General features: G+C 43.0%; 18 protein-coding genes. 9 read left to right on the forward strand and 9 right to left on the reverse strand.

The genetic code is table 11. The annotated features are described in order from the left end of the window. Nucleotides 1-701: 701 nt before the first annotated feature. The 5 genes from FTT68_RS01400 (at nt 702) to sohB (ending at nt 6905) form a co-directional block, all read left to right on the forward strand. On the forward strand, nt 702-1727 hold the full coding sequence (locus FTT68_RS01400) for a substrate-binding domain-containing protein (RefSeq protein WP_005176746.1): 1026 nt from the start codon (nt 702-704) through the stop codon (nt 1725-1727). 101 nt (nt 1728-1828) lie between these two features. Then, nucleotides 1829-3208 carry a phosphate ABC transporter permease subunit PstC gene (gene pstC, locus FTT68_RS01405; protein ID WP_005176748.1) on the forward strand — a complete coding sequence of 460 codons (1380 nt, stop codon included), beginning with the start codon at nt 1829-1831 and terminating at the stop codon, nt 3206-3208. Continuing rightward, a complete protein-coding gene (gene pstA, locus FTT68_RS01410; RefSeq protein WP_180175120.1) occupies nt 3208-4602 on the forward strand; it encodes a phosphate ABC transporter permease PstA in 1395 nt (464 codons plus the stop codon). Before pstC ends, pstA begins: the two co-directional genes overlap by 1 nt. Before the next feature lie 13 nt (nt 4603-4615). After that, nucleotides 4616-5545 (forward strand): phosphate ABC transporter ATP-binding protein PstB, encoded by a 930-nt coding sequence (gene pstB / locus FTT68_RS01415; RefSeq protein WP_005176754.1) that lies wholly within the window; start codon nt 4616-4618, stop codon nt 5543-5545. A 397-nt stretch (nt 5546-5942) separates the two neighbouring features. Further along, entirely contained in the window at nt 5943-6905 is a 963-nt protein-coding gene (sohB, locus tag FTT68_RS01420; protein ID WP_180175121.1) for a protease SohB, read from the forward strand. A 32-nt stretch (nt 6906-6937) separates the two neighbouring features. Here the strand turns inward: sohB and FTT68_RS01425 are convergent, their stop codons facing one another. From FTT68_RS01425 to FTT68_RS01445, 5 genes are all read right to left on the reverse strand, one after another. Then, a complete protein-coding gene (locus FTT68_RS01425) occupies nt 6938-7576 on the reverse strand; it encodes a DUF2238 domain-containing protein (RefSeq protein ID WP_180175122.1) in 639 nt (212 codons plus the stop codon). A gap of 150 nt (nt 7577-7726) precedes the next feature. Then, entirely contained in the window at nt 7727-9115 is a 1389-nt protein-coding gene (gene purB, locus FTT68_RS01430; RefSeq protein WP_005176761.1) for an adenylosuccinate lyase, read from the reverse strand. 50 nt (nt 9116-9165) lie between these two features. After that, nucleotides 9166-9897 carry a high frequency lysogenization protein HflD gene (gene hflD, locus FTT68_RS01435; RefSeq protein WP_180175123.1) on the reverse strand — a complete coding sequence of 244 codons (732 nt, stop codon included), beginning with the start codon at nt 9895-9897 and terminating at the stop codon, nt 9166-9168. A 14-nt stretch (nt 9898-9911) separates the two neighbouring features. Beyond that, nucleotides 9912-11045, reverse strand: coding sequence for a tRNA 2-thiouridine(34) synthase MnmA (gene mnmA / locus FTT68_RS01440; protein WP_075166642.1), 1134 nt, complete (start codon nt 11043-11045; stop codon nt 9912-9914). A gap of 4 nt (nt 11046-11049) precedes the next feature. After that, entirely contained in the window at nt 11050-11535 is a 486-nt protein-coding gene (locus tag FTT68_RS01445) for an NUDIX hydrolase (protein WP_005176771.1), read from the reverse strand. Nucleotides 11536-11853: 318 nt separating this feature from the next. On the opposite strand from FTT68_RS01445, the gene FTT68_RS01450 reads away from it, so the two are divergent. After that, a complete protein-coding gene (locus tag FTT68_RS01450) occupies nt 11854-12660 on the forward strand; it encodes a hypothetical protein (protein ID WP_228278815.1) in 807 nt (268 codons plus the stop codon). A 407-nt stretch (nt 12661-13067) separates the two neighbouring features. Next, on the forward strand, nt 13068-13862 hold the full coding sequence (locus FTT68_RS01455; RefSeq protein ID WP_168383967.1) for a hypothetical protein: 795 nt from the start codon (nt 13068-13070) through the stop codon (nt 13860-13862). 142 nt (nt 13863-14004) lie between these two features. On the opposite strand, the gene FTT68_RS01460 is transcribed toward FTT68_RS01455, so the two are convergent. The 4 genes from FTT68_RS01460 to FTT68_RS01475 all read right to left on the reverse strand — a co-directional run bounded on the left by FTT68_RS01460 (nt 14005) and on the right by FTT68_RS01475 (nt 16874). Then, nucleotides 14005-14535 carry a gamma carbonic anhydrase family protein gene (locus FTT68_RS01460; protein WP_168383966.1) on the reverse strand — a complete coding sequence of 177 codons (531 nt, stop codon included), beginning with the start codon at nt 14533-14535 and terminating at the stop codon, nt 14005-14007. Between the two features lie 106 nt (nt 14536-14641). Beyond that, nucleotides 14642-15790, reverse strand: a complete 1149-nt coding sequence (gene dacC, locus FTT68_RS01465; protein ID WP_160241460.1) for a D-alanyl-D-alanine carboxypeptidase PBP5/6 — start codon at nt 15788-15790, stop codon at nt 14642-14644. A gap of 119 nt (nt 15791-15909) precedes the next feature. Next, the gene (locus tag FTT68_RS01470) at nt 15910-16305 is read right to left on the reverse strand and encodes an MCR_0457 family protein (protein ID WP_016658407.1); all 396 of its coding nucleotides are present in this window, start codon (nt 16303-16305) and stop codon (nt 15910-15912) included. A 197-nt stretch (nt 16306-16502) separates the two neighbouring features. Further along, nucleotides 16503-16874, reverse strand: coding sequence for an MCR_0457 family protein (locus FTT68_RS01475; RefSeq protein WP_180175124.1), 372 nt, complete (start codon nt 16872-16874; stop codon nt 16503-16505). 110 nt (nt 16875-16984) lie between these two features. On the opposite strand from FTT68_RS01475, the gene surE reads away from it, so the two are divergent. Together surE and FTT68_RS01485 are read left to right on the forward strand one after the other, a co-directional pair. Then, nucleotides 16985-17761: a 5'/3'-nucleotidase SurE gene (surE, locus tag FTT68_RS01480; protein WP_075174788.1), complete on the forward strand. Its 777-nt coding sequence runs from the start codon at nt 16985-16987 to the stop codon at nt 17759-17761. A gap of 110 nt (nt 17762-17871) precedes the next feature. Continuing rightward, nucleotides 17872-18708, forward strand: coding sequence for a peptidoglycan DD-metalloendopeptidase family protein (locus tag FTT68_RS01485; protein ID WP_016658404.1), 837 nt, complete (start codon nt 17872-17874; stop codon nt 18706-18708). Nucleotides 18709-18713: the final 5 nt, after the last annotated feature.

An 18713-nucleotide genomic window follows, 5' to 3' on the forward strand; every position in this document is an offset into this window, starting at 1 on the left:
CTCATGAAATACGGTATTCTGATGTGACAAAACCTGAATCCTGGTCGTTAAAGTGTTTGTTTGCACTCATATTTTAACTGTTAGGACTCAGGTTTTTTTATTTAAAGCAAACTATGGGACAGCAGTGGCCTACAAGGCCTCTTTTTTTATCTCGGGTCATTGAATTGAAAAAAATGAAGATGAATGTCATGTATCTGTTAACAAGCCAAACGGGCCAAAAGAAGGGGATAGAAGTGAATAAAGTGGCTGAGTACAGTGAAGTGATCAATTGGCTGAGAGCGTGTGTTTCAGGCAACAGATGAATATATTAAGTTTAAGAAAAACAATCAATTTCGCTTTTTATAGAATATCGGGTGATTGTCATCAACCAGAGAGAATTATGACAATTGTAAGAAAGTGAACCGGTGCTGGATTGGCATTTTGTCATATTTTTACAGCGCTTTCATATTTTTTTAGACATCTTTCGAAATTTTAATAAGGTAGTGAAATGTTATTAAAATCATTATCTTAAATTAATATTTTGATATAAAGCAGGCTTCTAGAAACTATAAAAACAAGCTGCAAAATAAAACATCATTAAAGTGTCATAAAGGTGTAACTTTATTGTCATATTTTAAACTCACAATGCACATAACGAAATAAGTACAAAACTTAATAAAAAGTGGCGTACTCCGAATTTGCATAAATTGAGAGAGAACAGAATGCGCTTTACCAATATCGCACTTGCATTAGCACTATCTGGGGCAGCTGTAGCAACAACTGCGAACGCAGCTCGTGACACCATCCAAATCGCTGGTTCTTCTACAGTATTGCCATATGCAAGTATTGTAGCAGAAGAGTTCGGTAACACATTCCCACAATTCAAAGCGCCTGTTGTTGGTTCTGGCGGTTCTTCAGGTGGTTTGAAACAATTCTGTAACGGTGTGGGCGATAACACAATTGATATCGCAAACTCATCTCGTCAAATTAAAGATTCAGAAATCGCTGCATGTAAAAAAGCAGGCGTGAACCAGATCTTAGAAGTTAAAATTGGTTATGACGGTATCGTATTCGCGTCAAACTCAAACAAAGCTGCTTATAAATTAAAACCTTACCATGTATTTGCTGCTTTGGCTGCTGAGCTTCCATCGAAAGGTAAAATGGTTGCTAACCCATATACACGTTGGAACCAGATTGACAAATCACTTCCAAACGAACCAATTACTCTGGTAATTCCAGCATCTAACCACGGTACACGTGAAGTGTTCCAGGAGAAAATGGTTGATGCAGGTTGTGAAGCTTATGCAGCAATCAAAGCATTAGACAAAGATGCGAAGAAAAAAGCATGTACAACTTTCCGTAAAGATGGCCGTGTGATTGAAATCGCTGGTGACTACACTGAAACACTGGCACGTTTAAGAACTTCTCCAAGTGCAGTGGGTGTATTCGGTCTAGGTTTCTATGACCAAAACCGTGACAAGCTACGTGTTGCAACTGTAAACAATGTTGCGCCATCTGAGCAAACAATCCTGAACGGTTCTTACCCTGTTTCACGTCCATTGTTCTTCTACGTGAAAGGTGAGCACCTTAAATCAATCAAAGGCCTACAACAGTACACAGAATTCTTCTTAAGCAAGAAAGTATCTGGTAAAGGTTCTAAGTTAGACAAAGCAGGTCTGATCTCTTTATCTGACAAAGAACGTGCGCAAATCCTGGCGAACTTCAAAGCAGGTAAAGCTGTTAAATAATTGTGGTTAAAACAGCTGATGGCAGGGTTTCCTGCCATCAGCTTTTTGCGAAGAGAAATGTTTTTTCAAATAATGAAAATTGAAAAAACGGTGGAGAATACATGAATCTGCTACTCATAGGTGTGTTACTGGCAATTATTGCCATAGCCTATCAAATCGGGTTAAGCAAAAGCCGTAACCTAGCAGGTAAGGGAAATAATTCTGCAATGTTGCACTCACGCCCTGGTTATTATGGTGCGTTGGTGGCGTTGTGGTGTGCGATCCCTGCTTTTTTAATTTTGATTGTTTGGAATCTGGTTGAACCAACCATTTTGGAACAGGTAGTACTGAGTCATGTACCGGCAGATGTTGCTGCCAACCTGAATGCAGCCAGCACCAGCGTTCTGGTAGACCGTGTGCAAGCACTGGCTTCTGGCTTTGGTGTCACTGATACACCAGCCGCCTATGAACTGGCAGCTGCTGAACAATTAGCAAAATTTGAAACCATTGGTTCTTATATCAAACTGGCCGTTGTGATTTGTGCAGCGTTAATTGGTTTGCTATGGGCGAAAAAACGTGTCTCTCAACAGTACCGTGCCCGTAACCAGGTTGAAAAGATCATTAACATTTCTTTAGCCCTCTGTTCTGGTGTGGCCATTCTGACCACCGTTGGTATCGTGATGTCGATGTTCGGGGAAGCCATGCGCTTCTTTAGCTTCGTCAGCCCAATGGACTTCTTCTTTGGTACCCAGTGGAACCCAGGTTTTAGTACCACTGGTAGTGCCGATGGTGAATATGGCCTGTTACCGCTGTTATGGGGAACCTTGCTGGTCAGTGCGATTGCATTGCTGGTTGCAGTACCTATTGGTCTGATGATTGCCATTTACCTGGCAGAGTATGCATCTCCGAAATTCCGTTCTTGGGCAAAACCAACCATTGAAGTGTTGGCCGGTATTCCGACCATTGTATATGGTGTATTTGCCTTAATGATTATTGGTCCATTCCTGAAAAGTGCCGGTGCACTGCTGGGTATTGATATCAATGCCACTAGTGCATTAACTGCAGGTCTGGTCATGGGCATTATGATCATTCCATTTGTATCGTCTTTATCTGATGACATCATTACCCAGGTACCACGTGCTCTACGTGATGGTTCGTTGGGTCTGGGTGCGACTAAGTCGGAAACCATTCGTAAAGTGGTGATGCCGGCTGCCTTGCCAGGGATTATCGGCGCCTTCTTGCTGGCTGCATCTCGTGCAATTGGTGAAACCATGATTGTGGTCCTGGCCGCAGGTAACAGTCCGTTACTACATGCCAACCCGCTAGAAGCAGTTGCAACCGTGACCATGACGATTGTTAACCAGTTAACCGGTGATACCGACTTCGCAAGTCCGCAGGCATTGGTGGCGTTCGCATTAGGTTTAACCCTGTTTGTTATTACCCTGTGTTTGAACATTGTGGCACTTTACATCGTGCGTAAATATCGTGAGCAATACGACTAATGAGTACTTCAAATACTACTTCAATGGATCAACAACCGCTTGATCCACGGGCGGCCGCTGAATTACGCGCACAACGTAAACAGAAAATTGAAAGCTCGTTAGCAAAACGCCATCGTAAAGAAAGCATTTTCCGCATGTTTGGTCTGGCCTCGGTACTGGCAGGTTTATTCTTTGTCGTGTTACTGTTCGGCAGTATTCTGGCCAAAGGTTTACCGGCATTCTGGCAAAGCAGTATGGCAGTACCAGTCTACTTTGACCCAAGCATTATTAATGTGGGCGCCCAGCCAAAACAGCAGGCAGGTGAATCTCCGGCACAATTTAATGACCGTATGATTGCCTGGCAGACTGAAATGGGGATGGTTGATTGGGATGCACTTATCGTTAACGGTATCGTCGCTAAAGATGCGGCGCTTGAAGCCAAGCGTGATGATTTAGGCTACATGTACACCAGTTCTGAAGTCTATCGCTTACGTGATATGGTACTGGCAGATCCATCACTGATTGGTCAAACCAAAGAAGTGAAAATTCTGGCCGATGCCAATGTAGATGTATGGCTTGCGGGCAATATTGACCGTGACCTGCCGGCAGAACAGCAGCAGCTAAGCCCGGAAATCCGTCAGCTGGCAGATGATCTGAAAGCCCAAGGTATTATAGAAAATACTTTCAATACCAACATCTTTGTCAGCCCGGACTCGCGTAGTTCGCCTGCAACTTCTGGTTTGGCTGGTGCCTTCATGGGTTCATTATTCATGATGCTGATCGTGATCTTTATCTCGATTCCAATTGGTGTGGCATCTGCAATTTATCTGGAAGAATTTGCACCAAAAAATGTCATTACTGATATTATTGAAGTGAACATTAACAACCTGGCCGCAGTTCCATCGATTGTATTTGGTCTGTTGGGCGCTGCCATCTTCATTGGCTGGATGCATTTACCGTTATCTGCGCCACTGGTGGGTGGTCTGGTTCTAAGTTTAATGACTTTACCGACCGTAATTATTACCACACGTGCTTCACTAAAAGCGGTGCCGCCATCTATTCGTCAGGCTGCATTGGGCTTGGGTGCATCACGTCTACAAACCGTATTCCATCATGTATTGCCACTGGCATTACCAGGGATTTTAACCGGTGCGATTATTGGTGTTGCACAAGCATTGGGTGAAACCGCACCACTTCTATTAATTGGTATGAGTGCCTTCGTTGCGAGCGTACCGGCATCTCCATTTGATCAATCTACCGCATTACCGGTACAAATTTTCCTATGGCAGGGCAATGAATTGCGTAACTTCTTTGAAGGACGTACCGCTGCCGCCATTATCGTACTTCTTGCACTCATGATCGGCCTGAACAGTCTGGCGATCTGGTTACGTAAGAAATTTGAAGTACGTTGGTAATTGAGGGCAAAATATGACTACTGTATTAAGCACAGACAAACCGAATTCCTTAGAACAGGATAAAGCAGTGAATCCAGAGCAAACACAATTTACGTCAACCGAAGGTGAAGAACACAAACAGCCTGCAACTTCGTTTGTGTCTCAGTTTGATACCCAGGCGGCGAGCAAAAAAGAAGCCAAATCGAACAATGTCAAACTCAGCACCTCCGATGTTCATGTGTACTATGGTGAATCTGAAGCGATTAAAGGCATTGACCTGAATATTTATGAAAATGAAGTGATTGCCTTCATTGGTCCATCAGGTTGTGGTAAATCGACTTTCCTTCGTACCTTAAACCGGATGAATGACACCATTGATTCATGCCGCGTTACCGGTAAAGTCATGCTGGATAATCAGGATATTTATGATCCGAACCTGGACGTGGTGTTGCTACGTGCTCAGGTGGGTATGGTGTTCCAAAAGCCAAACCCGTTCCCGAAATCAATTTTTGAAAACGTGGCTTACGGCCCGAAACTGCACGGTTTGGCGCGTGACAAATACGATCTTGAAGAAATTGTTGAAAACAGCCTGCGTAAAGCGGGTCTGTGGGATGAAGTCAAAGACCGTTTAAGCCAGCCAGGTACTGGTCTGTCAGGTGGTCAGCAGCAACGTTTATGTATCGCGCGTACCATTGCGGTTTCACCAGAAGTCATTCTGATGGATGAACCATGTTCCGCACTGGACCCGATTGCAACTGCAAAAGTTGAAGAACTGATTTCTGAGCTGTCTACCCAGTACACCATTGCGATTGTTACGCACTCGATGCAACAGGCAGCGCGTGTATCAGACCGTACCGCATACTTCCACCTGGGTGATCTGATTGAAGTGAACTCGACTGAAAAAGTCTTTACTCAACCAGACCATCAATTAACGGAAGCGTACATTACAGGTCGTTTTGGTTAATTGCCAACCGCTGTATATCAAAAAACCGCAAATCAATATTTGCGGTTTTTTTATGGCTCTGGTTGAGGGGTAGGGGGAGGGTCATAGCGGATCTGGTGGATTATCCATCTATCAACACGCTTAAAACAAAGCTCAAAATAGATTTCAGTTTGAAGGGCTGAATCCGGAGCAGATCATTCCATCTGCTATCCAGTTGGTGGTTTTAATGTTGAGCTTTCCCAGCTTTTAAAAATCCCGTCCTGTTCAACAGGGCTGTATTTTTTAGTTGTTGCAAAAATGACACTACGGTTAACACGGAAGTAGATTAAATTAAGCAAATAAATGCGCTAATATTGAATTCTCAATATCCGCCCTCATCTAAAGTTGAGCCAAAATAAAATTGAGAACAGATTTTTATATGTTATTTCATTCCCCAAAACTACCTGCCGAAATTCGTATCCGTCATTTAAATGCGCGTATTAACGAACAACGAAAAAAAATAGCGCAGACTACGGCCTCCAAACTGGAGCTGTTGCAATTTAGCCAGCAATTGTCCAAAGAAGCACGCCTGCGTAAAAAGAATAACCAGAAAATTTACGTACTCGATTTTAAAGGGGATATGGCCGCCTCTGCGGTAGAGAATCTGCGTGAAGAAATTACCTTAATTCTGGCCACCGCCAAAGCTGGACGTGACCGCGTGGTGGTGCGTCTGGAAAGTCCGGGCGGGATGGTACATGGTTATGGTTTAGCCGCTGCACAACTGGTACGTCTGCGTGATGCTGGTTTTCATCTGACCATCTGTGTTGATAAGGTCGCAGCCAGCGGTGGCTATATGATGGCTTGTATCGCCAATGAAATTATCTCTGCACCGTTTGCTATTGTGGGTTCAATTGGCGTAGTGGCACAGGTGCCAAACTTTAACCGCCTGCTGAAACAGCACAATATAGATTTTGAACTGTATACGGCTGGTCAATACAAACGCACCGTGACCATGTTTGGTGAAAATACCGAAGAAGGCAAGGCCAAGTTTGAAGAAGAGTTGCAACAAACTCACAGCCTGTTCAAGCACTTTGTTGAAAAGTACCGTCCGCAGCTCAATGTTGAAAAAGTCGCTACAGGTGAACACTGGTATGGTCAGGATGCTTCCGATCTGAACCTGGTCGATAAACTGCAAACCTCAGATGAATACCTGTTAGGGTTATTGCCACAGCATGATGTTTATGTCATTGAAACCCGTCGCAAGCCAACCTTGGGTGAAAAACTCGGCCTACAAGCCGCACAGGTGGCCGATTCTCTGGTGCCTGCGGTCATTAACAAGATGATGGATACTTTAAGCAAAGCCAGTGCCAATCTGGTGCAAATGCGCGATCCTAAGCTCTAATCCAATTTTGCTCATGAAACATGAAAAAGCACTCAATCGAGTGCTTTTTTTCTGTCTTTGTATAAGCTCCAGCTTCCTGCCAGAATTGCGCCGAGCGTAGCCAGGAGCATATCTTTATGCGCATCCCAGACATCACCTTGCTGACCGTTATAATTTTCAGCCGCTTCTGGAGAGAGGAGGATGGCGAGTAACCATTCCAGCCATTCGTAAATCAAACTGCTGCTCATGACCCATTGCACGACCAGCAGAAAAATCACCAAGTCTTTGGCTTTTGGAAAGCAGAGCCGATGTAAGCGGAAAAACAGCGGGTAGAGCAGCACGCCATAGGCAAAATGCACAAAGCGATCATACATATTGCGTTCCCAGCCCAGCCACTGATTTAAATCAAAGCCGAAGTATTGCAGCAGCCAGTCGTTATAGGGCACATAAGAATAGAGATAATGCGCGCCTAAAATATGAATCAACAGAAAGGTGAGATAGAAAACAAAACTCGAAAAGCTTAAACCGACTTTTTTGAAGAGCAATAGCAGCACAATTAGCATGAGGATCGTTCCAACCTGATGTAGCACATAGGCTGAAAATTCCATCGGGTTGATACTGGCAAGCAGCATGGTCAGGCCTAACAGGACCAGCATCAGCCAATGTTTGGCTTGTAATTGGTAGTCGATCATTCTGGTTATAGGATTGGGATTTGTAATTATCATAATAAAAAAGCGAAACCGGAGCTTCGCTTTTTGATGCTGAGTTTTTCAAAATTACACCCTCTTTATGTTGCTTCCAGAGGAAGAAAGAAGATGTTGTGAAAAACTCAAATCATTTCATTAGATTTTAGCAATCAAATCTTTAATTTGTTTTGCCTGTTCAGCGGCATTACCGGTGTAAGACGCAGGGGTCATTTCAGCTAAACGTGCACGATCCGCAGCCGGAACAGCTTCGAGTTCGTTACCGTTGACGAAGCTCACCATCATGTCGCGAGTCATCGCTTGACCACGAGTCAGCGCTTTTAATTTTTCGTATGGTTTTTCAACGTTGTAACGACGCATAACCGTTTGAATCGGTTCAGCCAATACTTCTTGTGCATTGTCCAGATCTTCCAGAATACGGTCAGCATTCAGTTCTAGTTTACCAATACCTTTTAAGCAGGCTTCAAATGCGATCAAGCTCTGTGCAAAACCAACACCCATGTTACGAAGTACAGTAGAGTCGGTTAAGTCACGCTGCCAGCGAGAAATTGGCAGTTTCTCACCCAGGTGCGCAAGAACAGCATTGGCAATACCCAGGTTACCTTCAGAGTTTTCGAAGTCAATCGGGTTGACTTTGTGCGGCATGGTTGAAGAACCGACTTCGCCTTCTTTCAGTTTTTGTTTGAAGAAGCCCAGCGAGATATAACCCCAAACGTCACGATTAAAGTCGATTAAGATGGTGTTGAAACGACGCAGCGCATCAAACAGTTCCGCCATATAGTCATGCGGTTCAATTTGCGTGGTGTACGGATTGAAAGTTAAACCTAAAGATTCAACAAATGCTTGTGAATGTGCAGGCCAGTTGATGTCTGGATACGCAGACAGGTGAGCATTGTAGTTACCCACTGCACCGTTGATTTTACCCAGCAGTTCAACATTGTTGAATTGCTTGATTTGACGCGCTAAACGGTACGCTACGTTAGCCATTTCTTTACCCAAAGTGGTTGGGCTTGCTGTTTGACCATGAGTACGAGATAACATCGGTTGATCAGCATGTTTTTCAGCCAACGCGACAATTGAGTCAATGATTTGCTGCATAGATGCAACCAGTACATCACGGCCGTTTTTCAGCATTAACGCGTGTGACAGGTTGTTGATGTCTTCAGAAGTACAGGCAAAGTGAATGAATTCACCGGCATTTTTCAGCTCGTCGATGTTGGCGATTTTTTCTTTCAGGAAATATTCAACCGCTTTAACGTCGTGGTTAGTGGTACGTTCAATCTCTTTAATGCGGTTCGCATCTTCTTCAGAGAAATTTGCCACAATCGCATCTAAGGCCGCATTGGTTTCTGCAGAAAAAGCTGGGACTTCAGTAATTTCCGGACGGTTCGCAAGCGCTTGTAACCAACGCACTTCAACAGTCACACGAGCATGGATTAAACCAAACTCAGAAAGGAAAGGACGAAGAGCATCACATTTGCTCGCATAACGTCCATCTAATGGAGAAAGTGCAGTTAAAGCGTTCATAACGATTCCTTAAACTTTGGAACTAAACCTAAAACAAATGTCCGTACAGATCAGACCACCTGATACTGTAAACGGGCAAGATCCTGAATATCTTGAAGCAGTTTGCGTTTGCTAAAAATCATCGCCCATGAGCTGCCACCGAGTTGACGCCACAAATGTGCCATTTGCAGGCCGGTAAATAGCGAGGCACGAATACGGTTGGTATGGGCAGAATCTTTAAAGGCCTCGGCATTGCCACGCACCATAATCCGCGGATTAATCTGTCCAGCAGTATCAACATAGGTTTGGGCAAGATTGGCGAGAATACTTGGATGTAAATAGTTATTATCAAAAAAGGACAGCTGTTTTAAGATTTTTTGCTGGGATTGCTCAATAATTTCAATAAATTGCGGATTACTATAGACTTTCTTTTCCAGTTGCAGCAGCGCCATGGCATAGGACATCGGCAACTTGGCATTGGACATTTTCGGTAATCTGGATTTGGGTGAGGTGGTAAACGGATGGGTAATGCTATTTTCGAGGGTTTTTAAACCAAGGGAGATATCGGCCAGCTGACTAAAAAAGTCTAAGGTTTGGCCACTCTGGTTATTACTTGGACGGATATTCAGGCTGGCCTGAATCAGGCGCTCCAGATAAAAGTTACCGCTATCGCCAATACTTTGTCGGCCAGTCAGTGCGGTCATATGGGTCAGCTGCGTGGCCTGAAACACAGCAGCGAGGGCCAAAGCACGATTCTGGCGAACATTCAGAGTTCGAGGCTGTTGAAACGGTAACTCTGTCATGCCGAAACAATCCTTTAAACAAAATCCGGGTGAGGGGCATTGGTATGATGGATCACGCCACCCCCTAAGCACACTTCACCTGCGTAGAACACCACGCTTTGACCTGGTGTTACTGCACGTTGTGGCTGATCAAATTCAACACGTACACCATTTGGTGTTTCTGGATCTTTAAATAATACGCAGTCTTGGTCAGGTTGGCGATAGCGGGTTTTTGCCGTGCAGCGGAAACCGGTGTCAGGAATATCCTGTTCACCTGCGACCCAATCAATGGATTCGCTCCACAGAATCGTGCTTTGCATCAGTGGATGATCATGACCTTGACCAACCACCAGACGATTGCCGGCTACATCTTTATGCAGTACAAACCACGCACCTTCAGCTGCACCTTTCATGCCGCCAATACCAATACCACCGCGTTGACCGAGCGTATAGTACATTAAGCCGTGATGTTCACCAACCTCTTTGCCATCTTCCAGCACGATTTTTCCGGGTTGTGCGGGTAAATATTGTTTTAAGAAGTCATTAAAGCGGCGTTCACCAATAAAACAGATACCGGTGGAGTCTTTTTTCTTTGCAGTCGCCAAGCCCAATTCTTCTGCAATTTTACGTACTTGTGGCTTTTCAATTTCACCGACAGGGAACAGGGTCTTGTTAATTTCACGACCATGCACCGCGTGCAGGAAGTAAGTCTGATCTTTGTTGTTGTCGACACCACGCAATAAAGGTGCATATTGATCACCTTTAGAGTTGGTCATGGTTTCACCACGACGGCAGTAGTGACCCGTTGCAATAAAGTCAGCACCCAGGTTAATGGCATGATCTAAAAACGCACGGAATTTGATTTCTTTATTGCACAGAATGTCCGGGTTAGGGGTACGGCCAGCGGCGTATTCTGCCAAGAAGTGCTCGAAAACCCGATCCCAGTATTCCATGGCAAAGTTGGCGGTGTGCAGTTTGATGCCAATTTTATCGCATACGGCCTGGGCATCGGCCAGATCTTCCATGGCTGTACAGTATTCCGTGCCATCATCTTCCTCCCAGTTTTTCATGAACAATCCTTCAACCTGATAACCTTGTTGAAGGAGGAGTGCTGCAGAAACAGAAGAATCTACACCACCTGACATACCGACGATGACACGTTGTTGCATAGGATTAGGCATCCACACTATGAATTAAGGGAGAATTTTGGTGCTCGTAAATGAGCGATAAAGGATATTTTTGTCCGGTCTGAGCATCCTGTACGGCTTTAATCACCAAAGGACTGCGGGCGCGGGCCGATTCAAGCAGTTCATCCGGGCTCATCCAGACGGCACGGACAATACCAGTGTCTAGCTGTGCATCTGCATGATGGTGAATGGCTTCGGCCAGAAAGCAGAAACGGTAATAGGTACGATCTGGAAACATGGGTGGGGTATAGGTATAAATGCCCAGTAAAGCCTGAATACGTACATCGTATCCAGTTTCTTCCAGGGTTTCGCGAACCGCTGCTTCAATAATGGTTTCACCGGCTTCTACATGACCTGCAGGCTGGTTAAAGACGGTATGTGTAACGCCTTCAGTCTGTTCTTCTACGAACAGAAATTTACCGTCTTTTTCAACAACGGTGGCAACAGTCACATGCGCAGTCCAAGCGGTCATAAAAAAGCACCATGGGGTAAAACGCATATTCTACAAAATTTAGGGGGATGTGGCTATGAGGGAAGGGGATTTCTTTGGAGAAGATGATTTTTGAGTTTGAGTAAAAAATTGTGTGAAACAAGGACTTAATAATGAGCGTGGAACATGAGAAATCCATAAAGAAGTCCAAATCAGGTGATTTTGACTTCTTAGTATGAGCTAATATGCTGATTTAAAAAGAGAAGTAAAAATAATTTCGTATAACCTGTATTATGTTAATTTTAGGGAAATTTAACTATTCTGATTTTGCTGAAATCATAAATTTATAAGAGATAAATAATGCTAATAAAAAGATATTGGATTATTTCCTCGTATGTCCTGTTACTTATTGGATGTACATCAAAAGATATTTCAAAAGATATTCCTAAAGAAGGGGAAATAGTGACATGGAAGCAGAATCCAAATTTGATAGTAAAAGCAAAGCTTGGTCCACGTAGAAAACATATTCCTGACCAATTTGATAATGAATTTTATCGCCCTGAACGTGAACATTATTTAGGGCAGTTTCCAATTGACTATATTCCTGAAAAATTTCCCGCTATAACTCAAGAGGAAGCAAATACTTTACCAATGCCTGACTCTAATCGACAATTAGAATTTTATTTAACTTTCAATAGGGAAAAAATAGAAGCTACGGATGGTTTTGCACCTGATCATAAAGATCAGGTACGAGTACGAATAAAAGGTTTAGGTTTAGAGATGAGGGAAAATAATACTGATACAAAAAAAGTAATTCTTAATAATATTACTCCGGAATATGTCAAGATGGATTCGAAATTTAAAAAATTCGGCTTGGAATGTTATCGGAGGATTTTTTCTGATGAATATCTATTTTGTTATGCAGATTCGAATATTCCAAATGTTTCTGGTGTCTTTCTTAAAGTTAATACAAGAGGAAGAAGACCAGAAAATGGAGAATCAATTGAAATAATAGGAAATAACTATGAATCAAATAAGTATGGGGATATATGGGTTCAATGGGAAACTAATTTAAACAATTGGGAGAAATGGCAAGATATTGATAATGCAATATGGCGCTTATTAGACACATGGAACTCAGCTCCATCATCTCAAAAAAATAACTAAATTTTACTTATTTAACATAATGGCTGTTATGCGAAATATTAGTCATGACTAAGGAATGACTCTTCTAGTTTGGTAAAAGCTGGAGCAGTTTTTAGCCACTCTTGTACGTATATGCTCACAGCAATTCCGGTCCTTTTCGCCTATACGACCTGGCTTCAATTTCCTATGATGAAGACATGGAGAACAGGAAGTTCCAGAGAAGAATAACAAGAGATAGGCACAAGGAAAGTAAGGTACGACAGGAGTTATACCGAGCGAACCAATACGAAAAACCCCGGCAGGATGCCGGGGTTTTTTATTATTTAAATGATTTGGGGGAATTAGTACTATGTTAATTTTAGCTTTGCTAAAAGCTAAGTCATTAACTGTTTTTAAATTATATATTTTATAAATATTAAGAGTTTGTAATGAATTATTTTCAAAAAGGAATGGTGCTAATGGCTATGGTGCTTTTAGGAGGTTGTATGCCAAAAGAAAAAGTACATATCCCGAAAGAAGGAGAGATTGTGACATGGAAATTTACAGATCAGCTCATCATCAAAGCTGAGCTTGGACAAAGACGAAAACATATACCTGACACACATTGTACGAAGTGTGAGCGAGAGTTTTATCGACCGCACCTTGAGCATTATCTTGGTCAATTCCCTATTGACTATCAACCTAAAAAGTATCCATCGTTGAGCGAGTCGGAAGCAAAAGAAACGCCTTGGACAATGATAGATATGGGGGGAGGCCTTGAATTTAATTTGATATTAAATGGTTCAACTGTACAGGCAACGGACAACAGTATTCATGGGAATTATACTTTAGATCATTATGATCAAGTCAAAGTATTTGTAAGTACATTAGGAGGCTCTACAGAAAGGAATACAAAGCAATTTTTTGATTCAGAAATAATGAAAAACTTAAATATTGACTCAAAGCAAACTCAAAATGGTGTGGATTGTTATCAGTTTAATAATGGTTCAAAAGGAAAAATGTGTTTCGGGCATTCAATGAATGCTTTGAGTTCAGGGTTTCAGTTTTATGTCTCACCAGACCATAATTTTCAATTATTCGTGCGCTCTCAAGAGTTTATTCTTGGAGGAGTAAAAGTTAATTGGATTGTAGATCAAAAGCATTTTGATAACGTTCAAGAGATTGACGCAAATATATGGCGACTTCTAATGGCTTGGAATATATCACCAGTAGACCAAAAATAGTTTTATAAAAAATATATTTATTTATCAAAAGCTTAGTAAATAATTAAATATATTTTTTTCAGAATTCCTTTCAAATGCTGGACTCTTTTAAATAAATTCTTAGCTTTTATTTAACATAAAATCTCTTATGCGAAATCCAATTTTACTTATAATTCCCCGAAACCTTTACATAATTCTGCGCTGAATAGGGCAAAAAGGCTTTTTCTTTATCGGTTAGCGGACGTACTTTTTTAACAGGACTACCCATATACAAATAGCCACTTTCCAAAACTTTGTTTGGTGGAACAAGTGAGTCTGCACCAATCATCACATCATCTTCAACAACAACGTCATCCAAAATAATCGTGCCAATACCCACCAAAACGCGGTTCCCAATAGTACAACCATGCAACTTCACATGATGACCAATCGTCACATCTTCACCAATAATCAAAGGTGAACCATTTGGCTTGTCGGCTTTTTTATGGCTGACATGCAACATTGAATGATCTTGCACATTGGAGTTTTTACCAATACGAATAGAATTCACATCCCCGCGAATTACGGCAAACGGCCAAACCGAGACATTTTCGCCGAGAACCACATCACCAATGACCACGCCCATCGGGTCGATATAACAGGAATCATCAATCTGTGGATGGGTATCTAAATAAGGACGAATGTTCTGACTCATAGTGATCTGCTCGTAAAAGTGGAATGATCAAGACAATAGTATAAAAGAAAAAGCACCCATTCGCTGAATGAGTGCCTTCACTTAAGTCTAAAGTCGTGCTTTAAACTTAGAACAGGTTGCTAAAGAACTGCTTGATATGGTCAATGAGGCGCGAGAAGAAGCCAGCTTCTTCAACTGCGTTTAAAGCCACCAGTGGTTTTTCAGCAATTACTTTACCATCTAAGCTTGCGACATATTTACCAATGACCTGGCCTTTTTGTAGCGGCGCAGTCAATTTCGGCTGAACCACCAATTGCGTTTTAATTTCATTGGCTTTGCCTTTAGGCATGGTCACATTAAAGTTTTCAGCCAGACCAATTTGTACTTCATCCGACTGACCGAACCAGACTTTAGACTTGGCCAGGACCTGATTTGCAGGCTGTACATTTTTGGTTTCAAAGTTGGCATAACCCCAAGCCAGCAATTCACGTGTTTGTGTCGCACGTTCCTGCATGGTTGGCGCACCAAAAATCACAGAAATCAGACGCGTTGGGCCACGTTTTGCAGAAGTCGTTAAACAGTAGCCGGCTTCATTGGTATGACCGGTTTTTAAACCATCAACACTTGGGTCTGTATAGAGCAGGGCATTACGGTTGCCTTGACGGATGCCATTAAAGGTAAATTCTTTTTCTGAATAAATCGGATAATATTTAGAACTGTCTTTAATGATGTGCTGGGCCAAGGTTGCCATATCTTTGGCTGTTGAATAATGGCCGTCTGCTGGCATACCGGTCGAGTTAATAAACTGGGTATTGGTCATGCCAATTTTTTTGGCTTCTTCGTTCATCATGTGTGCGAAGGTGCCTTCATTGCCGGCAATGTGTTCCGCCATGGCTTTAGAGGCATCATTACCCGACTGAACAATAATTCCACGCAGCATTTCAAGTACAGTTGCAGTGCCATTCAGCGGAACATACATACATGATTCCGCGCTACTGCCGCGACACCATGCTGACTCGTTCATGCGCACTTGTTCATCTTCAGTGAGTTCACCGCTCAATAGTTTTTGTTCGATGATGTAGCTGGTCATCATCTTGGTCATTGAAGCAGGGGCTAATTTTTCATTTTCATTTTTTGAAGCGAGAAGTTGCCCTGTCTCGTAGTCCATTAGCACGTAGGATTTATTATTCAATTCTGGTGGTGCAGATAGGACAGTTGCTGCAAAGCTAAAACTAGGAACTAATAATAATGCAGCAAGGGCAGTTTTTTGGGTCATTTCTAGTGGGTTCCTATATCTTGATGTAAGCACGAAGAGCCTAGCATTTTAGGATAAAGCAAAGTCGACTTCTATGGGAGAAATCGGCTTATCGGAAAAAGTATTGTAACCAAATAGTTTTATTTGCTGTACGCGGTCAATTCCTGGCAAATGGCCTTATTTTTCTGGCTTCCCGCTTTTTTGGCATCGGCCTGTGCTTCAACCAGCATCGGCTTAAAACTTTTTTGCTTGCTTAGGGCTTGTAAAGCTGCAACCGGATCTTTTTCTGCCGGCATATATTCTTTGGCCAGTTTGGCATAGCCCTGATTAAATTTAGTCTGGTCTTTGTCCTGAATTAACGCTGGGCACACTTCAGATAATACATAAATGGCTGCCAGTTCCTGCTGGGTGACTTTTTGAAGTGGTGTGACTTCAATATTTTCATTCTGTGCCAGTGCGGTTTGCCCCAAACCCAAAGTAATGGCGATACCAGCCAGAAGTTGCAAAGATTTCGTTTTTAATTGGGAAGTGTACATAAAAAAATAGACCTAAAACTTAAAAATACCACATGCCCATAAGCTTAATGATTTTTGACAGAATGAAAAGAAAAGAAGTGTATCTGAGCAGGCTGACACACAACCAAAATTAAAAAGCCAAATCAGAAATGCAATAAAAAAGAGCAATCAACCTATGCTGATTACTCTTGATGTGAAGATGGTGCGTCAGTACAAACCTAAAGTTCGATTACAGCAGCATCCTGACAAACAGTTCTCTGTTCATCTGCCGTGGTTTCTTTAGCAGCATCACGTGCTTCAATCAGAATATTCTTATATTCAGCATCAGCCTGCAGTGCGCTGTAGCTTAAAGTCTGACCTTTTAAGTCTGCCAGGTAAGTTTCAATTAAAGCCTGAATATTGTTATCCAGTTTGGCGTTTTTGCCAATAATGGCCGGACAAACCTCAGCCATCACCTGAGCGGCAGCAATGTCTTCTTTCACAATGGTATTGGCTTCTTCTACCGTCAAGCCTTCAGCATTGACCGCTTGAGAGAGAATTACCGCAAAACCAAGCCCCAGTAAACGACGTACAGATAAGCGACGAATCATGTTATACACACTTTTTATTGATGGAAGTTCGACACTAAATATATATACTTCTCATTATATTTCAATGAAATGTGCTGACCGGTCATTTATTTAATTTGAAGAGTAAATTTGTGAATATCTTAATTGCCAATGATGATGGCGTTTTTGCGCCAGGGATCCAGGCGCTTGCACACGCATTAAAACCTTTGGGCCGTGTGGTAATTGTCGCGCCAGAAAGTGAGCGTAGCGGGTTTTCCAGTGCCTTGACCTTAGATCGTCCTTTACGTCCAATTCCGATTGCTGAAGATATCTGGGCGGTGAATGGCACTCCGGCAGACTGTGTCTATTTATCTATGAATGGCCTGTTTGATTTTGAATTTGATCTGGTGGTGAGCGGGATTAACAGCGGCGCCAATCTGGGTGATGATGTACTGTATTCAGGTACCGTTGGTGCTGCTTTTGAAGGGCGTTTAATGACGCAGCCGGCCATAGCTGTATCACTGGCTGGCCCTAATGTCCGAGCTTATCAGCATCCGGCCGATTATGCAGTTGCCGCGCAGTGGGTGCATGATTTTATTGCCAACGGCTTGCCAACCTTGCCGCCACGCCACATTTTGAATATTAATATTCCAGATGTGGCGGAATTAAAAGGCGCAAAAATTACCTATCAGGGCCGTCGCAGTCAATCTAAACCGATTACCAGCCATGTCGATCCGCGCGGTCGCCAGGTGTACTGGATTGGACTGGCCGGAGAAGCCGTTGCAGACCCGCGTAAAGATGTGGGTGAAATCCAGTCGGATTTCTTTGCTGTGGCCAATGGCTATGTCAGCATCACCCCAATTCAGATGGATGCGACCAATTACGATATTCTGGGGCATCTGCATGACAGCTTGAGTCCAGCCCTGTAAAGAATGTTATAACTTTGTGAAAAAGTACCGTCTGAAACTCTTTTTCGGTGCTTTTTTGTTAATCTTAGCGCAGTTCAATAATTACATTTAAGATGTAGAGAGGAAGATTAATGCCTTTGGTGTCACACGGTCGTTTATTTGCAGCACCGACAACATTGTTGAAAACTTTATTTGTATCTACAGCCGTTATTTCTACGCTCATCATCAGTGGCTGTGCGTCTAAACCTCAAGTACATAATTCTGCACGTTATGCGGCTGCGCCAAATTTCTATACCGTACGCTCAGGTGATACTTTAAGCGGCATTGCAGCACGTTATGGTTTAAGTTATCTCAGTATTGCGGAAATGAACGATATTGCCGCGCCATACCGGATTTATGTGGGCCAGTCGATTCGTCTGAAAAGTGGCAGTGCACCGCGTACCACCACGACGCGTCCGGTAACGCAGCCAGCACCAATCCAGCGTCAGACCATTGCTATTCCAAAAACTACGCCAGCACCGACCGCACCGGTAACCACGACGACCACAACCACACCACGAACCACTACTCCGGCGCCGACAGTGAGTTCTACCGTAGGTTCTTTACGCTGGGTGAAACCATCCAATGGTGCAGTAATTGAAAACTTCAATTTAGCGTCGAATGTGAAAGGGATTCGTTATGGCGGCAATGTTGGTGATCCGGTCTTTGCAGCTGCAGACGGGCAGGTGGTGTATGCCGCAGATGGCCTGAAAGAATACGGTAACCTGGTGTTAATTAAGCATATTAATGGCTACATTACGGCTTATGCACATAACAGTAAACTTAACGTGAATAGTGGACAAAATGTAGCAGCAGGGCAGAAAATTGCCGAAATGGGCTCATCGGGCACCACCCGCACCATGCTGGAATTCCAGGTCCGCCTTGATGGCAAGCCGATCAACCCGACTAATGTTTTACCAATAAATTAATTTTT

The sequence above is a fragment of the Acinetobacter sp. Q85-2 genome (genome assembly GCF_013420555.1).
GTDB lineage: Bacteria > Pseudomonadota > Gammaproteobacteria > Pseudomonadales > Moraxellaceae > Acinetobacter > Acinetobacter indicus.